Genomic DNA, 14,145 nt, shown 5'->3' on the forward strand with positions numbered 1-14,145 from the left:
CCGGGAACATCAGCTCCGGATGAGCGTGCCGACCCCCTGGTCCGTGAGCAGTTCCAGCAGCACGGCGTGCGGCACCCGACCATCGATGATCTGTACGGTCTTCACCCCGCCGCGCACGGCATCCAGGGCGAAATTGATCTTAGGCAGCATCCCGCCATGGATGGTGCCGTCCTCGATCAGGTGCTCGACGTCGTCCGCCGTCAGGCCGGTGAGCAACTCGCCCTGCTTGTCCAGCACGCCCGGCGTGTTGGTCAGCAGCAGCAGCTTCTCCGCCTCGAGCACCTGGGCGACCTTGCTGGCCACCACGTCGGCGTTGATGTTGTAGGCCTCGCCGTCCTCGCCCACGCCGATCGGCGCGATCACCGGGATCACGTCGGAGGCGTCCAGGGTTCGCAGGATCCCCGCATCGATCGAAGCCACCTCGCCGACGTGGCCGATATCGATGATCTCCGGTTCGTCGAACTCGGGGTTCTTGCGCGTGACCTTGAGCTTGCGCGCGCGAACCAGGCCGGCATCCCGCCCGGTCAGGCCCACGGCCCGGCCGCCGTGGCGGTTGATCAGGGCGACGATGTCCTTGTTGACCAGCCCGCCGAGCACCATCTGGACCACGTCCATGGTCTCGCGGTCGGTCACCCGCATGCCCTCGATGAACTCGCCCTGTTTGCCGAGCTTCTTCAGCACCTCGTTGATCTGCGGCCCGCCGCCGTGGACGACGACCGGGTTCAGGCCCACCTGCTTCAGGAGCACGATGTTGCGGGCGAAGGCGTCCTTGAGGTCCTCGTCCACCATGGCATTGCCGCCAAACTTGATCACCACGGTCTTGTCGAACAGGCGCTGGATGTAGGGCAGCGCCTCCATCAGCACGTCGGCGGTCAGTGCAGGGTCGAATCGGGACATGTCGGAATCTCTTGTCTTCTCGATGGGAAACGATCGGTCGGTTCAGCCTCGGCCGGTATGACCGAAGCCGCCGGTACCACGCTCGGTGGCGGTGAACTCGTCGACCGCCTCGAAGGCCACCTGCACCACCGGCACGACCACCAGCTGGGCGATGCGCTCGCCGACATCGACGGTGAACACGCTCTCGCCGCGGTTCCACATCGAGACGAACAGCTGGCCCTGGTAGTCCGAGTCGATCAGCCCCACCAGGTTGCCCAGCACGATGCCGTGCTTGTGACCCAGCCCCGAGCGCGGCAGGATCATCGCCGCGAGCTCCGGGTCACCCAGGTGGATCGCCATGCCGGTGGGCACCAGCTCGGTCTGGCCGGGCGCGAGCGTCAGCGGCTCGTCCAGGCAGGCACGCAGGTCGAGGCCTGCCGAGCCGTCGGTGGCGTAGTCCGGCCGTGGAATCTCGTTGCCCAGCCGGGGGTCGATCCATTTGACCTCAACTCGATGCATCGTCTCAATCCTGTGTGATCTGGTGATAGGTGTCGAATATCTCGCCGGCGAGATGGCGCTTGTCGGCCTGCGGCAGTTCGCGCTCCCCGTCGCCCCACAGGAGCAGCAGGGCATTGTCCGGCCGATCGAAACCCTTGTCGGCGCCCACCTCGTTGGCACAGATCAGGTCCATGCCCTTGGCCTCGCGCTTGGCGGCGGCATGCTCGCGCAGGTGATCGGTCTCCGCGGCGAAGCCGATCACGAATGGCCGGTCGGTACGCGACGCCACTTCCCGGATGATGTCCGGGTTGGGTACCAGCTCCAGGCTCAGGGTCTCGCCGCTCTTCTTGAGCTTGCGATCCGCGGGTGCGGCCACGCGGTAATCGGCCACAGCCGCCGCGCCGACGAAGATATCCATCGATGCGATGGATTCGACGGCCGCCTGCATCTGCCGCGCGGTTTCCACGTCGACCCGCTCCACGCCCGTCGGCGTGGGCAGGGCAGAGGGCCCGGCGATCAGCGTGACTGCCGCCCCCCGTCGGACCGCCTCTGCGGCCAGTGCAAAACCCATGCGCCCGGAGGAACGGTTGGCGATGAAGCGCACCGGGTCTATCGGCTCGCGGGTCCCGCCGGCTGTGACCACGACATGCCGTCCGGCCAGATCCTGCCTGTCGCCGACCAGCAACGCCGCGACGATGGCCTCGGGCTCGAGCATGCGGCCTTCGCCGGTCTCGCCGCAGGCCTGGGCGCCAGCCGCCGGTCCCAGCAGGGTCACGCCGTGCTCGACCAATCGGGCACGATTGGCCTGTGTCGCCGGATGGGCCCACATCTGCCGGTTCATGGCCGGTGCCAGGTGAACCGGTGCGCTCGTGGCGAGACAAAGGGTGGTGAGTAGATCGTCGGCCAGCCCGTTTGCCAGCCGGGCCATCAGGTCCGCGCTCGCCGGGGCGACCACCACGGCATTGGCCCAGCGGGCCAGCGCGATATGATCCATGCCCGACTCGGCCTCGGCATCCAGCAGGGTGGTGCGCACCGGGTGGCCACTGACCGCCTGGAAGGAGAGCGGCGTGACGAAACGGGTCGCCGCCTCGGTCATCACCACGCGCACCTCGCAGCCGGCCTCGACCAGGCGGCGGACCAGCGCCACGGCCTTGTAGGCCGCGATGCCGCCGGAAACGCCGACAAGGATGCGCGCGGGTTGGGTTGACGTGACATTCATTGGGCGCAGTTTACCAGCGCGGGCGGCCCGGCGCTGTGAAAGGAAGGCGCCCTCGGAGCACGCCCACGATTTCCCGGACGCAAAACACCTGCCCAGTGGCGCCAACATGCAATCTGACAACGAGACCAGCGATGACGACCAACCAGAACGACGATGACACGACCGTCAAGCCCAAGCGCCGCCTCCCCCGCTGGGTGCGATGGCCACTGGAGGCCCTGGTGTTCATCGCCGCCTTGCTCGCCGTACAGGCCTGGCTGGGACCGGACCTGCCGGAAGGCGAGATACCCGGCATGGCGGTACAAGACCTCGACGACCGGGAGCTGACCATCGGCGGTCCGGCCGACGAGCCCACGGTGGTGGTGTTCTGGGCCACCTGGTGCGGCTACTGCGATCTCGAGATGCCCTGGCTGGTCGACCTGGTCGACGATCACCGCGTGATCACCGTCGCGATGCAATCGGGCGATGCGGCCACCGTGCGTGACCACATGCGGGAAAACGATCTCGAGAAGCTGCCGGTGGTCAACGACCCCGACGGGCAAATCGCCGCCAGCCTGGGCGTGAACGTCACGCCCACGTTCCTGTTCTTCGACCAGACCGGGCGGGTGGCCCATTCGACCACCGGGCTGACCAGCCCCTGGGGTGTACGCCTGCGCATGTGGTGGATGAACCGCGCCGGGAACATCGACTGACTCAGGCCTGTTCGATCGCCTCGAGCAGCTCGTCGAAGGAGGTCTGGAACTGCTCGACACCCTCGTCTAGCAGCTGGTCGCGGACCGCACCGTCCATGTCGATGCCGAGATCGGCCAGCTCGTCCCAGACCCGACGGTCTTCGTCGTACCGCGGCTTCAGGGTCGAAGCGATCTTGCCGTGATCGGCAAACGCCTCCAGCGTCTTGTCGGGCAGGGTATTGATCGTCCGCGGCGCGATCACGTTCTCGACGTAGAGCAGGTCGGAATAGGCCGGGTTCTTGGTGCCGGTACTGGCCCAGAGTGGCGTCTGCGGAAAGGCGCCCCGCTGTTCGAAGCGCTCGAACCCCTCGCCCTCGAACACCTCGCGGAAGTGTGCGTAGGTCATGCCGGCCAGGGCCAGGGCCGAGCGCCCCTTGAGCGATTCGGCCCGTTCCCCGCCGATCTCGTCGAGCTGCCGGTCGACCAGCGTGTCGACCCGGCTGAGAAACAGGCTGGCCACGGCACGCACCTCGTTGAGACGTCCGCCGCTGGCCTCCAGCGCCTCCAGCCCGCGCCGGTAGGCCGCGAACACCCGGCGAACCTGGTCGAGCGAGAAGAGCAGGGTGACGTTGACGCTCACTCCCTGGGAGATCAGCGTCTCGAAGGCCTCGATGCCCTCGGCCGTGCCGGGCACCTTGATCAGCACGTTGGGACGATCGACCAGCTCGCGCAGGTGGTGCGCGGCACGGACCGACTCGGCGGCATCGTGGGCGATGCCCGGCGACTCCTCCCAGGAAACCCAGCCGTCCTCGCCGTGCGACTGCTCCCAGACCGGGCGAAGCATGTCGCAGGCGCGGCGGATGTCCGTAACCACCAGGTGCTCGTAGACCGACTCGATCCGGTCGTACTGCCGCTTGCAGGCGGCTATGTCGTCCGTGTAGTAGTCGCTGCCGACGACTGCCTTCTTGAAGATGGTGGGGTTGGAGGTCACGCCGCGGATGCCGTAGTCGCGGATCAGCCGCGGCAGGCCGTCGTCCTCGAGCAGCTCACGCGAGAGGTTGTCCAGCCAGAGACTCTGACCCTGCGATTCGTGCAGCCGACTGAGAGCGGAAGCGGTCATCCGGGATTCCTCCTTGGGAGTAGAAAAAATGCTCTACCCACAGCTTAGACACTCCGCATGACGTTGCCATCACGCCGCCGGCGCGCCGGCCTTCGGCAGACGCTCAGTGGCGCGGATCGAAGGGCATGTCCTCCCGCATCTGCTCGTAGTGTCGACGGGCCTCGTCGCTGTCCGCCGGCGGGGTGTGGATCATCAGCACGAGGAACAGATCCCCGCCGGGGAAGCCCCGGCCCGGGATGCGCAGCCGGCGACCCGACTGCGACCCGGCCGGGATGCTCATGTTGACCTTCTTGCCGTCGGGCAGGGTGACCGGCACCTTGCCCCCGAGCGCGGCCTCCCAGGGCGTGATCGGGAGCTCCTGCAGGATGTTCTTCCCGTCGACACGGTCGCGATCCTCGTCCCGAAGATTCAGCACCAGGTAGAGATCGCCCGGGGGGCCGCCCATCGGACCCGGTTGCCCCTGTCCGGAGAGCCGAATGCGGCGTCCCGGAGGCGTCCCGGCCGGCACGTTGACTTTCAGGGTGCGCGAACCGCCGCGTCCGTCCGACAGACGCACCGAATGAGACCCGCCGCTGACGAGCAGCGACAGCGGCACGACAACCTCCGCCTCGGCGTCCTGGCCGCGCACTGCACCGCCATGGCCACCGCCAGCCGCGCCGGCACCGCGACCAAAACCGCCGCCGAAGATCTGGGAAAAGAAATCGGAGAAGTCGGCCTCGCCGGCGTCAGCGCCGCCGAAGCCGCCAAACCCACCGAAGCCGCCCGGGCCGGCACCGAAGTCATCGCCGGCGCGATACCCCGACCCCAGTGCATCGTAGCGGGCACGCTTCTCGGCATCCCCGAGCACCTCGTAGGCCTCGTTGATCTCCTTGAACTTGTCCTCGGCACCCTCGCCCTTGTTCCGGTCGGGATGGTATTTCTGGGCGAGCTTGCGGTAGGCGCGCTTGATCTCGTCCTGGGAGGCGTTGCGCGCCACGCCAAGCGTTGCGTAATAGTCGTGGTACTTCACGCCGGTAATCCTCCGAATCGGTCTGGTTGCGTTTTCCGGAACGCCTCGAAAGCCCGCCAAGCACTCCCCGGCGTGCTTTCGGGGCGACCCGGAATCGGGCCCGATGGCGGCAGAATCAGGAAAGCCCGGCCGAGCCGGGCTTTCCCCTCCGGCAGCTGCTCCCGGTCAGCCGACCTCGATGCGGCGAGGCTTCGAGGTCTCCGCCTTCGGGATGGTGACAGTCAGCACCCCGTGGTCCGACGAGGCCTTGATGTTGTCGGCATCCACCTGATCCGGCAGCGTGAAGCGCCGGTAGAAGCGCCCGTAGTGGCGCTCGATGCGCGAGTAGCCCTCCTGGGACTTCTTCAGCTCGGAATTGCGCTCGCCCTTGATCTCCAGGGCGCCGTTGTCGGCAGTGACCTCGACGGTCTTCGGGTCGACGCCCGGCAGGTCGACGTGCAGCTCGTAGCTGTCGTCGTTCTCCTTGATGTCGACCGCCGGCGACCAGTCCGCGATCTCGAGCTTTCCCTCGTCGCCGCCCTGGGCAAGGCTGGGCTCGAAAAGCGAGTTCATCTCGCGGTAGAGCTGATCCAGCATGCCCCAAGGCTGGGTGCGGGACTGTCCTTCCGGCTTGTAGCGTACGATTGCCATCTGCAACACCTCCTTCCGATGTCCTGTGACCTGTCTCTGTACACCCCTGAACATTTAGGCCAGCTACCGGGTTTTTCAAGACCTTGGGCACGGGATCGGGAAACGGCAGGCGTGACCGGCACCCGGAAACGACGAGGCCCCGCCGGAGCGGGGCCTCGTGACACGCGGACTTCGGACCGGTCAGCTTAGCGCTGACGAGCCTTGAAGCGCGGGTTGGTCTTGTTGATGACGTAAACCTTGCCGCGGCGACGAACGACCTGACAGTCCTTGTGCCGCTTCTTGGCTGACTTGAGAGAAGACAGAATTTTCATGGACGCCCCTTTCGCTAATCCGCTCGGTTCCACACAAAGCGCGGCAATATAGCCGATCGGGGACGCAATGGCAAATCCCTGTTCGGGAAAGACTGCATGGCGAGACGGTTGCAGGTATCCTCGCAGGCTGCACTGCACACAACTACCGGGACGCCTGAATGACAGACATCGTGATCGCCACCAACAACGACGGCAAGATGGCCGAGTTCGAGGAGATGCGCCACGTGCTGGCCGACAGTCACCCGGCCTTGCGCCAGCTGCGCTTCGTCTCCCAGCGACAGTGGTCCGTGCCCTCGCCGGTCGAGGACGACGACACCTTCCGCGGCAACGCCCTGATCAAGGCGCGCCACACTGCCGCTCGCACGGGGCACCCGGCTATCGGCGACGATTCCGGACTGGTGGTCGACGCCCTCGACGGACGACCGGGCATCTACTCGTCGCGTTTCGCCGGCGAGGACGCCACGGATGCGGAGAACAACGCCCGGCTGGTCGAGGAGCTGGCCGAACATCCCGACGCGCCGCGGACCGCCCGCTTCGTCTGCGCGCTGGCCTTCGTTCGCGATGCCGACGACCCCCGACCCACCGTCGTCGAGGGCGCCTGGGAAGGCGAGGTGCTGGACGCTCCGCGCGGCGAGCGCGGCTTCGGCTACGATCCGCTGTTCTTCTCGCCGGAGCACGGCATGAGCGTCGGCGAGATGGACCCGGACGAGAAGCACCGCGTCAGCCACCGCGCCCGGGCACTCAAGATACTGATCGAGCGTCTGGCCGAGATCGATCTCGCGCACGCATCATGAGCCTGCTGCAATTTTCCGACAATCCGCCGCTCTCGCTCTACGTCCACCTGCCCTGGTGCGTGGAGAAGTGCCCCTACTGCGATTTCAACTCCCACGGCCTGAAGGGGCGGGAGCTGCCGGAGACCGACTACGTCGATGCGCTGCTGCGCGATCTCGAGCCCGAGCTGCCACTCATCTGGGGGCGTCCCATCGAGACTGTCTTTCTCGGCGGCGGCACGCCGAGTCTGTTCTCGCCGGAAGCGCTCGACCGGCTGATGTCCGGCCTGCGCGCGCTGCTGGACCTGCGTTTCACCCGGGAGCTGACCCTGGAGGTCAACCCGGGCACGGACATGGCCTCGCGACTGGCCGAGTACCGCGCCATCGGCTTCAACCGCGTGTCGATCGGCGTGCAGAGCTTTGACGACCGCTCGCTGGAACGGCTGGGACGCATCCACGACCGTCGGGCCGCGTGGCGTACCATCGAGGCGGCCCACGATGCCGGTCTCGACAGCTTCAATATCGACCTGATGCACGGCCTGCCCGGCCAGACCGAGGCAGACGGACTCGCGGACATCGAGACAGCGATCACCCTCGAGCCCCCGCACCTGTCCTGGTACCAGCTGACCATCGAGCCCAACACGGCCTTCGCCTTCAGCCCGCCGGCCCTGCCGCCGGAGGCGACGCTCGACCGCATCGGGGAAGCCGGTCAGGCCCGCCTGGTCGACGCCGGCTACAGCCACTACGAGATCTCCGCCTTCGCCCGCCCGGGCCACGAGTGCGAGCACAATCTCAATTACTGGCGCTTCGGCGACTACCTGGGACTGGGCGCCGGCGCCCATGGCAAGATCACGCTGCCGGCGGAAAACCGGGTCGAGCGACGCGTGCGCAGCCGCCACCCGAATCAGTATCTGGAACGCGCCGGCACCGCGGCGAACATCGAGGCGCACGACATCCCGCGCCGCGAACTACCGTTCGAGTTCATGCTCAATGCCCTGCGCCTGACCGACGGGTTCCCGGTCAGCCTTTTCCAGGAACGCACCGGCATGCCTATCGCCGTGGCATCGAAGACGCTGCGGGGGCTCGAGGAGGACGGGCTGATCGAGTGGGATATCCGGGACATACGCCCCACCGAACGCGGTCACCGCTTCCTCAACGACGTGCTCGCGCGCTTCCTGCCGGACGACTGACCCGTCGGCGTCAAGTATCCGGGTCGGTCTTCTTGCGAGGCCGCTGCCAGCCCGCGATCTCCTTCTGACGGGCGCGTGCGATGGCCAGCGCCCCATCGCCCACGTCGCGGGTGATCGTCGAGCCGGCACCAATGGTCGCGTCGCTACCGACAGACACCGGGGCCACCAGTTGCGTCGCCGAGCCGACGAAAACGCGGTCGCCCAGTCGGGTGTGGTGCTTGTTCGCGCCATCGTAGTTGCAGGTGATCGTCCCTGCGCCGAGATTGCAGTCGTCGCCGACGGTCGAGTCACCCACGTAGGAGAGGTGGTTGACCTTCGAGCCTTCGCCGATCCGGCTGGCCTTGATCTCGACGAAGTTGCCGATCCTCGCCCGGCTGTCCAGGCCGCTTCCCGGGCGCAGGCGGGCGTAGGGGCCGACCCGGTTGTCGCCGGCCAGCACCGCCCCGTCGATGTGGGTGAAGGCCTCCACCACCGTCCCGGGCCCAACCTCGCAGTCGCGCAGCACACAGTGCGGCCCGATCCGCACGTTGTCTCCCAGGCGCACGTCACCCTCGAAGACGCAACCCACGTCGATCGCCACGTCCAAGCCGCAGGACAGGGTCCCGCGGACGTCGAGGCGACCCGTATCCGCCACGGTGGTCCCGGCATAGGCAAGCGCCTCGGCCTGACGCTGCTGGTAGACGCGCTCGAGTTGCGAAAGGGCGAGACGATCGTTCACGCCAGTGACAGACCAGACGTCGTCGGCCATGACCGCGTGCACCGGCTTGCCCTCGCCGCTGGCCATCTCGACGATATCCGTGAGGTAGAGCTCGCCCTGGGCATTGCCCGACTCCAACCGCGACAGCCAGCGTACGAGATCGCCAAAGCGTGCCATGAGGATGCCGGTATTCACCTCCTGGACCCGACGCTCTCCTTCGGTCGCGTCCTTCTCCTCGACGATCCTCACCACCGACTCGGTATCGTCGCGCAGGATCCGCCCGTAACCGGTCGGGTTGTCCATGTGCACCGTCAGCAGCGAGACCGGCGCCGTGTCCACGGCGAGCTCACGCAGCAGCCCCTCGCCCAGAAGCGGCACGTCGCCGTACAGGACAAGTACGCGATCGTCCTCGGCCGCGTCCAGCCCCTCTATGCCCAGCCAGACGGCATGACCGGTCCCGTTCTGCTCGTGCTGCCAGACCCAGTGGATGGGCCGGTCGGCCTCGGCGGACCGGACGGCCTCACCCTGGTGCCCGATGACCACTCGAATGGAGGCGGGATCGAGAGCCTCGGCCGTGTCGAGACAGTGCGCCAACATGGATCGCCCACCGATTTCATGGAGTACCTTCGGGCGGCTCGACCGCATACGCGTACCCTTCCCGGCCGCAAGCACCACCACGTGGAGCTCGGAACGTGACTGCCTGGTCATTGTCTTTTCCTCATCGTCTATTGCCCGACCTGCGCCGGCCACAAACAGAAAAGGAGCCCGGAGGCCCCTTTTCGATCATCGATTCGCGGATATCGCTCAGCGACGGCCCCTCTCGGCGCGCATGTCCTTGATCCACTTCAGCCGTTCCTCCGCCTCGATCATGATCATCTCGGCCGAGGTGAAGTCGAGCTGCCCACGCTGCTCGTACTCCCGAACGTACTCTTCTTCTTCGCCCATGCGGGCCTCGAGTTCATTCGGATCGAGCTGCTTGGCGTCCTCTTCCGTCAGCGCCCAGTCAGCGATGATGCTGACGACGTGGGGCTGGATCTCGACCACCCCGAAACCGACGAAATAGCGCACGATCGAGCCGTCGTCCTGGTGCACCCGGACTTCGCCCGGGCGCAGTACCGACAACGTCTGCGTGTGGCGGGCGGTAACGCCCATTTCGCCGGCCTCGGTCGGGATCGTGACGAACGTCGCGGTCCCGCTGAAGATCGGCTTTTCCATGCTGACGATGTCGACTCGGGTAGTCATAGCCATTGTCGACCTCCGTTATCAGGCCTTCTCAGCCATCTTGTTGGCCTTCTCGACGGCTTCGTCGATGGTGCCAACCATGTAGAACGCCTGCTCCGGCAGGTGATCGTATTCGCCGGCCACGATGCCCTTGAACGCGCGGATCGTTTCCTTGAGCGGAACGTAGCGACCCGGCGCGCCGGTGAACACTTCGGCGACGAAGAACGGCTGCGACAGGAAGCGCTGGATCTTCCGCGCACGGGAGACGATCGCCTTGTCGTCATCGGAGAGCTCGTCCATGCCGAGGATCGCGATGATGTCCTTCAGCTCCTTGTAGCGCTGCAGGGTGACCTGCACGCCGCGAGCGGTGTTGTAGTGCTCTTCGCCGACGACCTGCGGGTCGAGCTGACGGCTGGTCGAGTCCAGCGGATCGATCGCCGGGTAGATACCCATGGCGGCGATGTCACGTGCCAGTACGACGGTGGCATCGAGGTGGGCGAAGGTGGTCGCCGGGGCCGGGTCGGTCAGGTCATCCGCCGGGACGTAAACGGCCTGGACGGAGGTGATCGAACCCGTCTTGGTCGAGGTGATGCGCTCCTGCAGGACACCCATTTCCTCGGCCAGCGTCGGCTGGTAGCCCACCGCGGCCGGCATACGGCCCAGCAGTGCGGACACCTCGGTACCCGCCAGGGTATAACGGTAGATGTTGTCGATGAACATCAGGACGTCACGGCCCTCGTCACGGAAGAACTCGGCCATGGTCAGGCCGGTCAGCGCGACGCGCAGACGGTTGCCGGGCGGCTCGTTCATCTGACCGTATACCAGCGCCACCTTGTCGAGGACGTTGGAGTCCTTCATCTCGTGGTAGAAGTCGTTGCCCTCACGGGTACGCTCACCAACGCCGGCGAATACCGAGTAACCGCTGTGCTCGACGGCGATGTTGCGGATCAGCTCCATCATGTTGACGGTCTTGCCCACACCGGCACCGCCGAACAGGCCGACCTTGCCGCCCTTGGCGAACGGGCAGAGCAGGTCGATGACCTTGACGCCCGTCTCGAGCAGCTCGGTACCGGCCGCCTGCTCGTCGAAGGTCGGTGCCTTGCGGTGGATCGACCACTTCTCGTCGGTCTCCACGTCGCCGGCTTCGTCGATGGGGTTGCCCAGCACATCCATGATGCGACCCAGGGTGCCCTTGCCGACCGGTACGGAGATCGGCTTGCCCGTGCCCGTCACGGCCATGCCGCGCTTGAGACCGTCGGACGTGCCCATGGCGATGCCACGGACGATGCCGTCACCGATTTGCTGTTGAACTTCGATCACAAGGCCGGTGTCGTCGACGCGGACGGCGTCATAGACGGCGGGCACCTGGTCTTGCGGAAACTCGACGTCGATCACCGCCCCGATGATCTCGACAATTTTTCCAGAACTCATGTGTGTTCCTCTTTCAATTCGAAAAATGGGTTGGTGCCGTCGTCACACGGCGGCCGCGCCGGACACGATCTCGGAGATCTCCTGGGTGATCGCCGCCTGACGCGCCTTGTTGTACTGCAGCTTCAGGTCCGTGATCATGTCGCTGGCGTTGTCGGACGCGTTCTTCATCGCGATCCGACGGGCCGCCATCTCGCAAGCCACGTTCTCGATGGCTGCGGACACGACCAGGCCCGAGATGTAGCGCTTGAGCACCGCGTCCAGGACGATCTGCGAGTCGGGCTCGTAGAGATAGTCCCAGTGGTGCTTCAGGCTCTCGTCTTCCTGATACTTCAGGGGCGCGACCTGCTCGACCGTCGGGTTCTGGCTCATCGAGTTCACGAACTCGTTGTGTGCCAGCTCGATGCGGTCCACGTCGCCGTTCTCGTATGCGGCCAGCGCGGCGTTGATCGCCTTGCGCATCGCAGCGTAGGAAGGCTTGTCCCCCAGCCCGGTAACGGAGGTCAGAACGTTGCCCCCGTAGCGCTGGAAGAAGGCCCGACCCTTGCTGCCGACCGGGATGACGTCGACCTCGACACCATTCTTCTCGTATTCACGGATCTTTTCGCCGGTGCGTTTCAGCAGGTTGACGTTCAGCCCGCCGCACAGGCCGCGATCCGTGGTCACCACGATCATCAGAACGCGCTTGACCTCGCGCTCGACCATCAGGGGATGGTGGTACTCAGGATGCGCGTTGGTGATATGTCCGACTACCTCGAGAAACTTCTCGGCGTAGGGACGTGTCGCCTCCATCGCTTCCTGGGCCCGCCGCATCTTGGATGCGGCGACCATTTCCATCGCCTTGGTGATCTTGCGCGTGTTCTGGACGCTCTTGATCTTGGTGCGAATCTCTTTGCCTACGGCCATGATTTCGCTCCCGGTTAATAGACGCCTTTGGCCTTGAAGTCCTCGATGACTTTCTTGAGCTCGGCGGCAATCTCGTCGTTGAAGTTGCCCTCGTCACCGATCTTGCTGGCCAGGTCGCCGGCGTTATCGGCGGCATAGGCATGCAGGGCCGCCTCGAAGTCGTTGACCTTCTCGACCGGCACGTCGTCGAGGAAGCCCTCGTTGGCGGCGGTGAGCGACAGGGACATCTCGGTGACCGACAGCGGCTTGTACTGCGGCTGCTTCATGAGCTCGGTGACGCGCTTGCCGCGCTCCAGCTGCTTGCGGGTCACCTCGTCGAGGTCGGAAGCGAACTGCGAGAACGCCGCCAGCTCGCGGTACTGAGCCAGGTCGGTACGGATGCCGCCGGCCAGCTTCTTGACCGCCTTGGTCTGGGCCGAGCCACCAACACGCGATACCGAGATACCCGGGTTGATCGCCGGGCGGATGCCCGAGTTGAACAGGTCGGTCTCGAGGAAGATCTGACCGTCGGTGATCGAGATCACGTTGGTCGGAACGAACGCGGAGACGTCGCCGCCCTGGGTCTCGATGATCGGCAGCGCGGTCAGCGAGCCGGTCTTGCCCTTGACTTCACCGTTGGTGAACTTCTCGACGTAGTCCTCGTTGACGCGCGAGGCCCGTTCCAGCAGACGCGAGTGCAGGTAGAAGATGTCACCCGGGTAGGCTTCACGGCCCGGCGGACGACGCAGGAGCAGGGAGATCTGGCGGTAGGCCCAGGCCTGCTTGGTCAGGTCGTCGTACACGATCAGGGAGTCCATGCCGCGGTCGCGGAAGTACTCGCCCATGGTGCAACCGGCGTAGGCGGCCAGGTACTGCATGGCGGCCGGGTCGGAAGCGCCGGCGGATACGACGATGGTGTACTCCATCGCGCCGTGCTTCTCGAGCTCGCGGACCACGTTGGCGACGGTCGAGGCCTTCTGGCCCATCGCGACGTATACGCAGTAGACGCCCTTGCCCTTCTGGTTGATGATCGTGTCGATCGCGACAGCGGTCTTACCGGTCTGGCGATCGCCGATGATCAGCTCACGCTGGCCACGGCCGATCGGCACCATGGAGTCGATGGCCTTGATACCGGTGAGGATCGGCTGGTCGACGCTCTGACGCTCGATGACGCCCGGGGCGATCTTCTCGATCGGGGCAGTGGTTTCGGCGTTGATTTCGCCACGACCATCGATCGGCTGACCGAGGGTGTTGACGACGCGGCCGAGGAGTTCCTTGCCGATCGGCACTTCAAGGATGCGCTGGGTGCACTTGACCTGATCGCCTTCCTTGAGGTGCTCGTAGTTGCCCAGAACGACGGCGCCGACCGAGTCGCGCTCGAGGTTCATGGCCACGGCAAAGGTGCCGCCCGGCAGCTCGAGCATCTCGCCGAGCATCGCTTCGCTCAGGCCGTGGATTTTCAGGATGCCGTCGCCCACCGAGACGATGGTGCCGACGGTTTGCGCTTCTGCGCCGGCATCGAAGTTTTCGATGCGCTCTTTAATCAGACTGCTGATTTCAGACGGGTTGATCATGGAAGATCTCCTTAGCGACTCATTTGTACGGCAAGATGCTCGAGCTCTC

Annotated in this window: 15 protein-coding genes; 3 read left to right on the plus strand and 12 right to left on the minus strand. The window is 65.7% G+C overall.

Going from position 1 to position 14,145, the window contains the following annotated elements; genetic code table 11:
* Window positions 1–9 precede the first annotated feature (9 nt).
* Genes argB through coaBC form a run of 3 tightly spaced genes read right to left on the minus strand, consistent with a single transcriptional unit; the run spans window position 10 to window position 2,593 of the window.
* Entirely contained in the window at window positions 10–897 is an 888-nt protein-coding gene (gene argB / locus ACESL5_RS05440) for an acetylglutamate kinase (protein ID WP_372591769.1), read from the minus strand.
* A 42-nt stretch (window positions 898–939) separates the two neighbouring features.
* Window positions 940–1,395, minus strand: coding sequence for a dUTP diphosphatase (gene dut, locus ACESL5_RS05445; protein ID WP_372591770.1), 456 nt, complete (start codon window positions 1,393–1,395; stop codon window positions 940–942).
* Window positions 1,396–1,399: 4 nt separating this feature from the next.
* On the minus strand, window positions 1,400–2,593 hold the full coding sequence (gene coaBC / locus ACESL5_RS05450; RefSeq protein WP_372591771.1) for a bifunctional phosphopantothenoylcysteine decarboxylase/phosphopantothenate--cysteine ligase CoaBC: 1,194 nt from the start codon (window positions 2,591–2,593) through the stop codon (window positions 1,400–1,402).
* Window positions 2,594–2,724: 131 nt separating this feature from the next.
* Here coaBC and ACESL5_RS05455 point away from each other — a divergent pair, with 131 nt between their 5' ends.
* A complete protein-coding gene (locus ACESL5_RS05455) occupies window positions 2,725–3,282 on the plus strand; it encodes a redoxin domain-containing protein (protein WP_372591772.1) in 558 nt (185 codons plus the stop codon).
* Window position 3,283: 1 nt separating this feature from the next.
* Here ACESL5_RS05455 and tal read toward each other — a convergent pair whose 3' ends face one another.
* The 4 genes from tal to ykgO all read right to left on the minus strand — a co-directional run bounded on the left by tal (window position 3,284) and on the right by ykgO (window position 6,331).
* Window positions 3,284–4,381, minus strand: coding sequence for a transaldolase (gene tal / locus ACESL5_RS05460; protein WP_372591773.1), 1,098 nt, complete (start codon window positions 4,379–4,381; stop codon window positions 3,284–3,286).
* 103 nt (window positions 4,382–4,484) lie between these two features.
* Window positions 4,485–5,390 carry a DnaJ C-terminal domain-containing protein gene (locus ACESL5_RS05465; protein WP_372591774.1) on the minus strand — a complete coding sequence of 302 codons (906 nt, stop codon included), beginning with the start codon at window positions 5,388–5,390 and terminating at the stop codon, window positions 4,485–4,487.
* Between the two features lie 165 nt (window positions 5,391–5,555).
* Window positions 5,556–6,020, minus strand: coding sequence for an Hsp20/alpha crystallin family protein (locus ACESL5_RS05470; RefSeq protein ID WP_372591775.1), 465 nt, complete (start codon window positions 6,018–6,020; stop codon window positions 5,556–5,558).
* Window positions 6,021–6,205: 185 nt separating this feature from the next.
* Window positions 6,206–6,331: a type B 50S ribosomal protein L36 gene (gene ykgO, locus ACESL5_RS05475; RefSeq protein ID WP_058574874.1), complete on the minus strand. Its 126-nt coding sequence runs from the start codon at window positions 6,329–6,331 to the stop codon at window positions 6,206–6,208.
* Between the two features lie 158 nt (window positions 6,332–6,489).
* Here ykgO and rdgB point away from each other — a divergent pair, with 158 nt between their 5' ends.
* Window positions 6,490–7,125 (plus strand): RdgB/HAM1 family non-canonical purine NTP pyrophosphatase, encoded by a 636-nt coding sequence (gene rdgB / locus ACESL5_RS05480; RefSeq protein ID WP_372591776.1) that lies wholly within the window; start codon window positions 6,490–6,492, stop codon window positions 7,123–7,125.
* A 2-nt stretch (window positions 7,126–7,127) separates the two neighbouring features.
* The gene (hemW, locus tag ACESL5_RS05485) at window positions 7,128–8,291 is read left to right on the plus strand and encodes a radical SAM family heme chaperone HemW (protein WP_372591783.1); all 1,164 of its coding nucleotides are present in this window, start codon (window positions 7,128–7,130) and stop codon (window positions 8,289–8,291) included.
* Window positions 8,292–8,301: 10 nt separating this feature from the next.
* Here the strand turns inward: hemW and glmU are convergent, their stop codons facing one another.
* The 5 genes from glmU to atpA all read right to left on the minus strand — a co-directional run bounded on the left by glmU (window position 8,302) and on the right by atpA (window position 14,096).
* On the minus strand, window positions 8,302–9,696 hold the full coding sequence (gene glmU, locus ACESL5_RS05490; protein WP_372591777.1) for a bifunctional UDP-N-acetylglucosamine diphosphorylase/glucosamine-1-phosphate N-acetyltransferase GlmU: 1,395 nt from the start codon (window positions 9,694–9,696) through the stop codon (window positions 8,302–8,304).
* A 96-nt stretch (window positions 9,697–9,792) separates the two neighbouring features.
* Window positions 9,793–10,236 carry an ATP synthase F1 subunit epsilon gene (atpC, locus tag ACESL5_RS05495; protein WP_372591778.1) on the minus strand — a complete coding sequence of 148 codons (444 nt, stop codon included), beginning with the start codon at window positions 10,234–10,236 and terminating at the stop codon, window positions 9,793–9,795.
* A gap of 15 nt (window positions 10,237–10,251) precedes the next feature.
* Window positions 10,252–11,640 carry a F0F1 ATP synthase subunit beta gene (atpD, locus tag ACESL5_RS05500; RefSeq protein ID WP_372591779.1) on the minus strand — a complete coding sequence of 463 codons (1,389 nt, stop codon included), beginning with the start codon at window positions 11,638–11,640 and terminating at the stop codon, window positions 10,252–10,254.
* Window positions 11,641–11,682: 42 nt separating this feature from the next.
* Window positions 11,683–12,543 (minus strand): F0F1 ATP synthase subunit gamma, encoded by an 861-nt coding sequence (gene atpG / locus ACESL5_RS05505; RefSeq protein ID WP_372591780.1) that lies wholly within the window; start codon window positions 12,541–12,543, stop codon window positions 11,683–11,685.
* A 14-nt stretch (window positions 12,544–12,557) separates the two neighbouring features.
* On the minus strand, window positions 12,558–14,096 hold the full coding sequence (gene atpA / locus ACESL5_RS05510; protein ID WP_372591781.1) for a F0F1 ATP synthase subunit alpha: 1,539 nt from the start codon (window positions 14,094–14,096) through the stop codon (window positions 12,558–12,560).
* Between the last annotated feature and the right edge of the window lie 49 nt (window positions 14,097–14,145).

This window comes from Guyparkeria sp. (assembly GCF_041687595.1).
Classification (GTDB): domain Bacteria; phylum Pseudomonadota; class Gammaproteobacteria; order Halothiobacillales; family Halothiobacillaceae; genus Guyparkeria.

What these genes read in the sequence shown, in the direction of transcription:
- ACESL5_RS05470 (WP_372591775.1), bottom strand. Translation starts at nt 6,020, where the DNA reads ATGGCAATCGTACGCTACAAGCCGGAAGGACAGTCCCGCACCCAGCCT.
- argB (WP_372591769.1), bottom strand. Translation starts at nt 897, where the DNA reads ATGTCCCGATTCGACCCTGCACTGACCGCCGACGTGCTGATGGAGGCG.
- dut (WP_372591770.1), bottom strand. Translation starts at nt 1,395, where the DNA reads ATGCATCGAGTTGAGGTCAAATGGATCGACCCCCGGCTGGGCAACGAG.
- ACESL5_RS05455 (WP_372591772.1), top strand. Translation starts at nt 2,725, where the DNA reads ATGACGACCAACCAGAACGACGATGACACGACCGTCAAGCCCAAGCGC.
- atpA (WP_372591781.1), bottom strand. Translation starts at nt 14,096, where the DNA reads ATGATCAACCCGTCTGAAATCAGCAGTCTGATTAAAGAGCGCATCGAA.
- atpC (WP_372591778.1), bottom strand. Translation starts at nt 10,236, where the DNA reads ATGGCTATGACTACCCGAGTCGACATCGTCAGCATGGAAAAGCCGATC.
- coaBC (WP_372591771.1), bottom strand. Translation starts at nt 2,593, where the DNA reads ATGAATGTCACGTCAACCCAACCCGCGCGCATCCTTGTCGGCGTTTCC.
- atpD (WP_372591779.1), bottom strand. Translation starts at nt 11,640, where the DNA reads ATGAGTTCTGGAAAAATTGTCGAGATCATCGGGGCGGTGATCGACGTC.
- ykgO (WP_058574874.1), bottom strand. Translation starts at nt 6,331, where the DNA reads ATGAAAATTCTGTCTTCTCTCAAGTCAGCCAAGAAGCGGCACAAGGAC.
- glmU (WP_372591777.1), bottom strand. Translation starts at nt 9,696, where the DNA reads ATGACCAGGCAGTCACGTTCCGAGCTCCACGTGGTGGTGCTTGCGGCC.
- atpG (WP_372591780.1), bottom strand. Translation starts at nt 12,543, where the DNA reads ATGGCCGTAGGCAAAGAGATTCGCACCAAGATCAAGAGCGTCCAGAAC.
- rdgB (WP_372591776.1), top strand. Translation starts at nt 6,490, where the DNA reads ATGACAGACATCGTGATCGCCACCAACAACGACGGCAAGATGGCCGAG.
- tal (WP_372591773.1), bottom strand. Translation starts at nt 4,381, where the DNA reads ATGACCGCTTCCGCTCTCAGTCGGCTGCACGAATCGCAGGGTCAGAGT.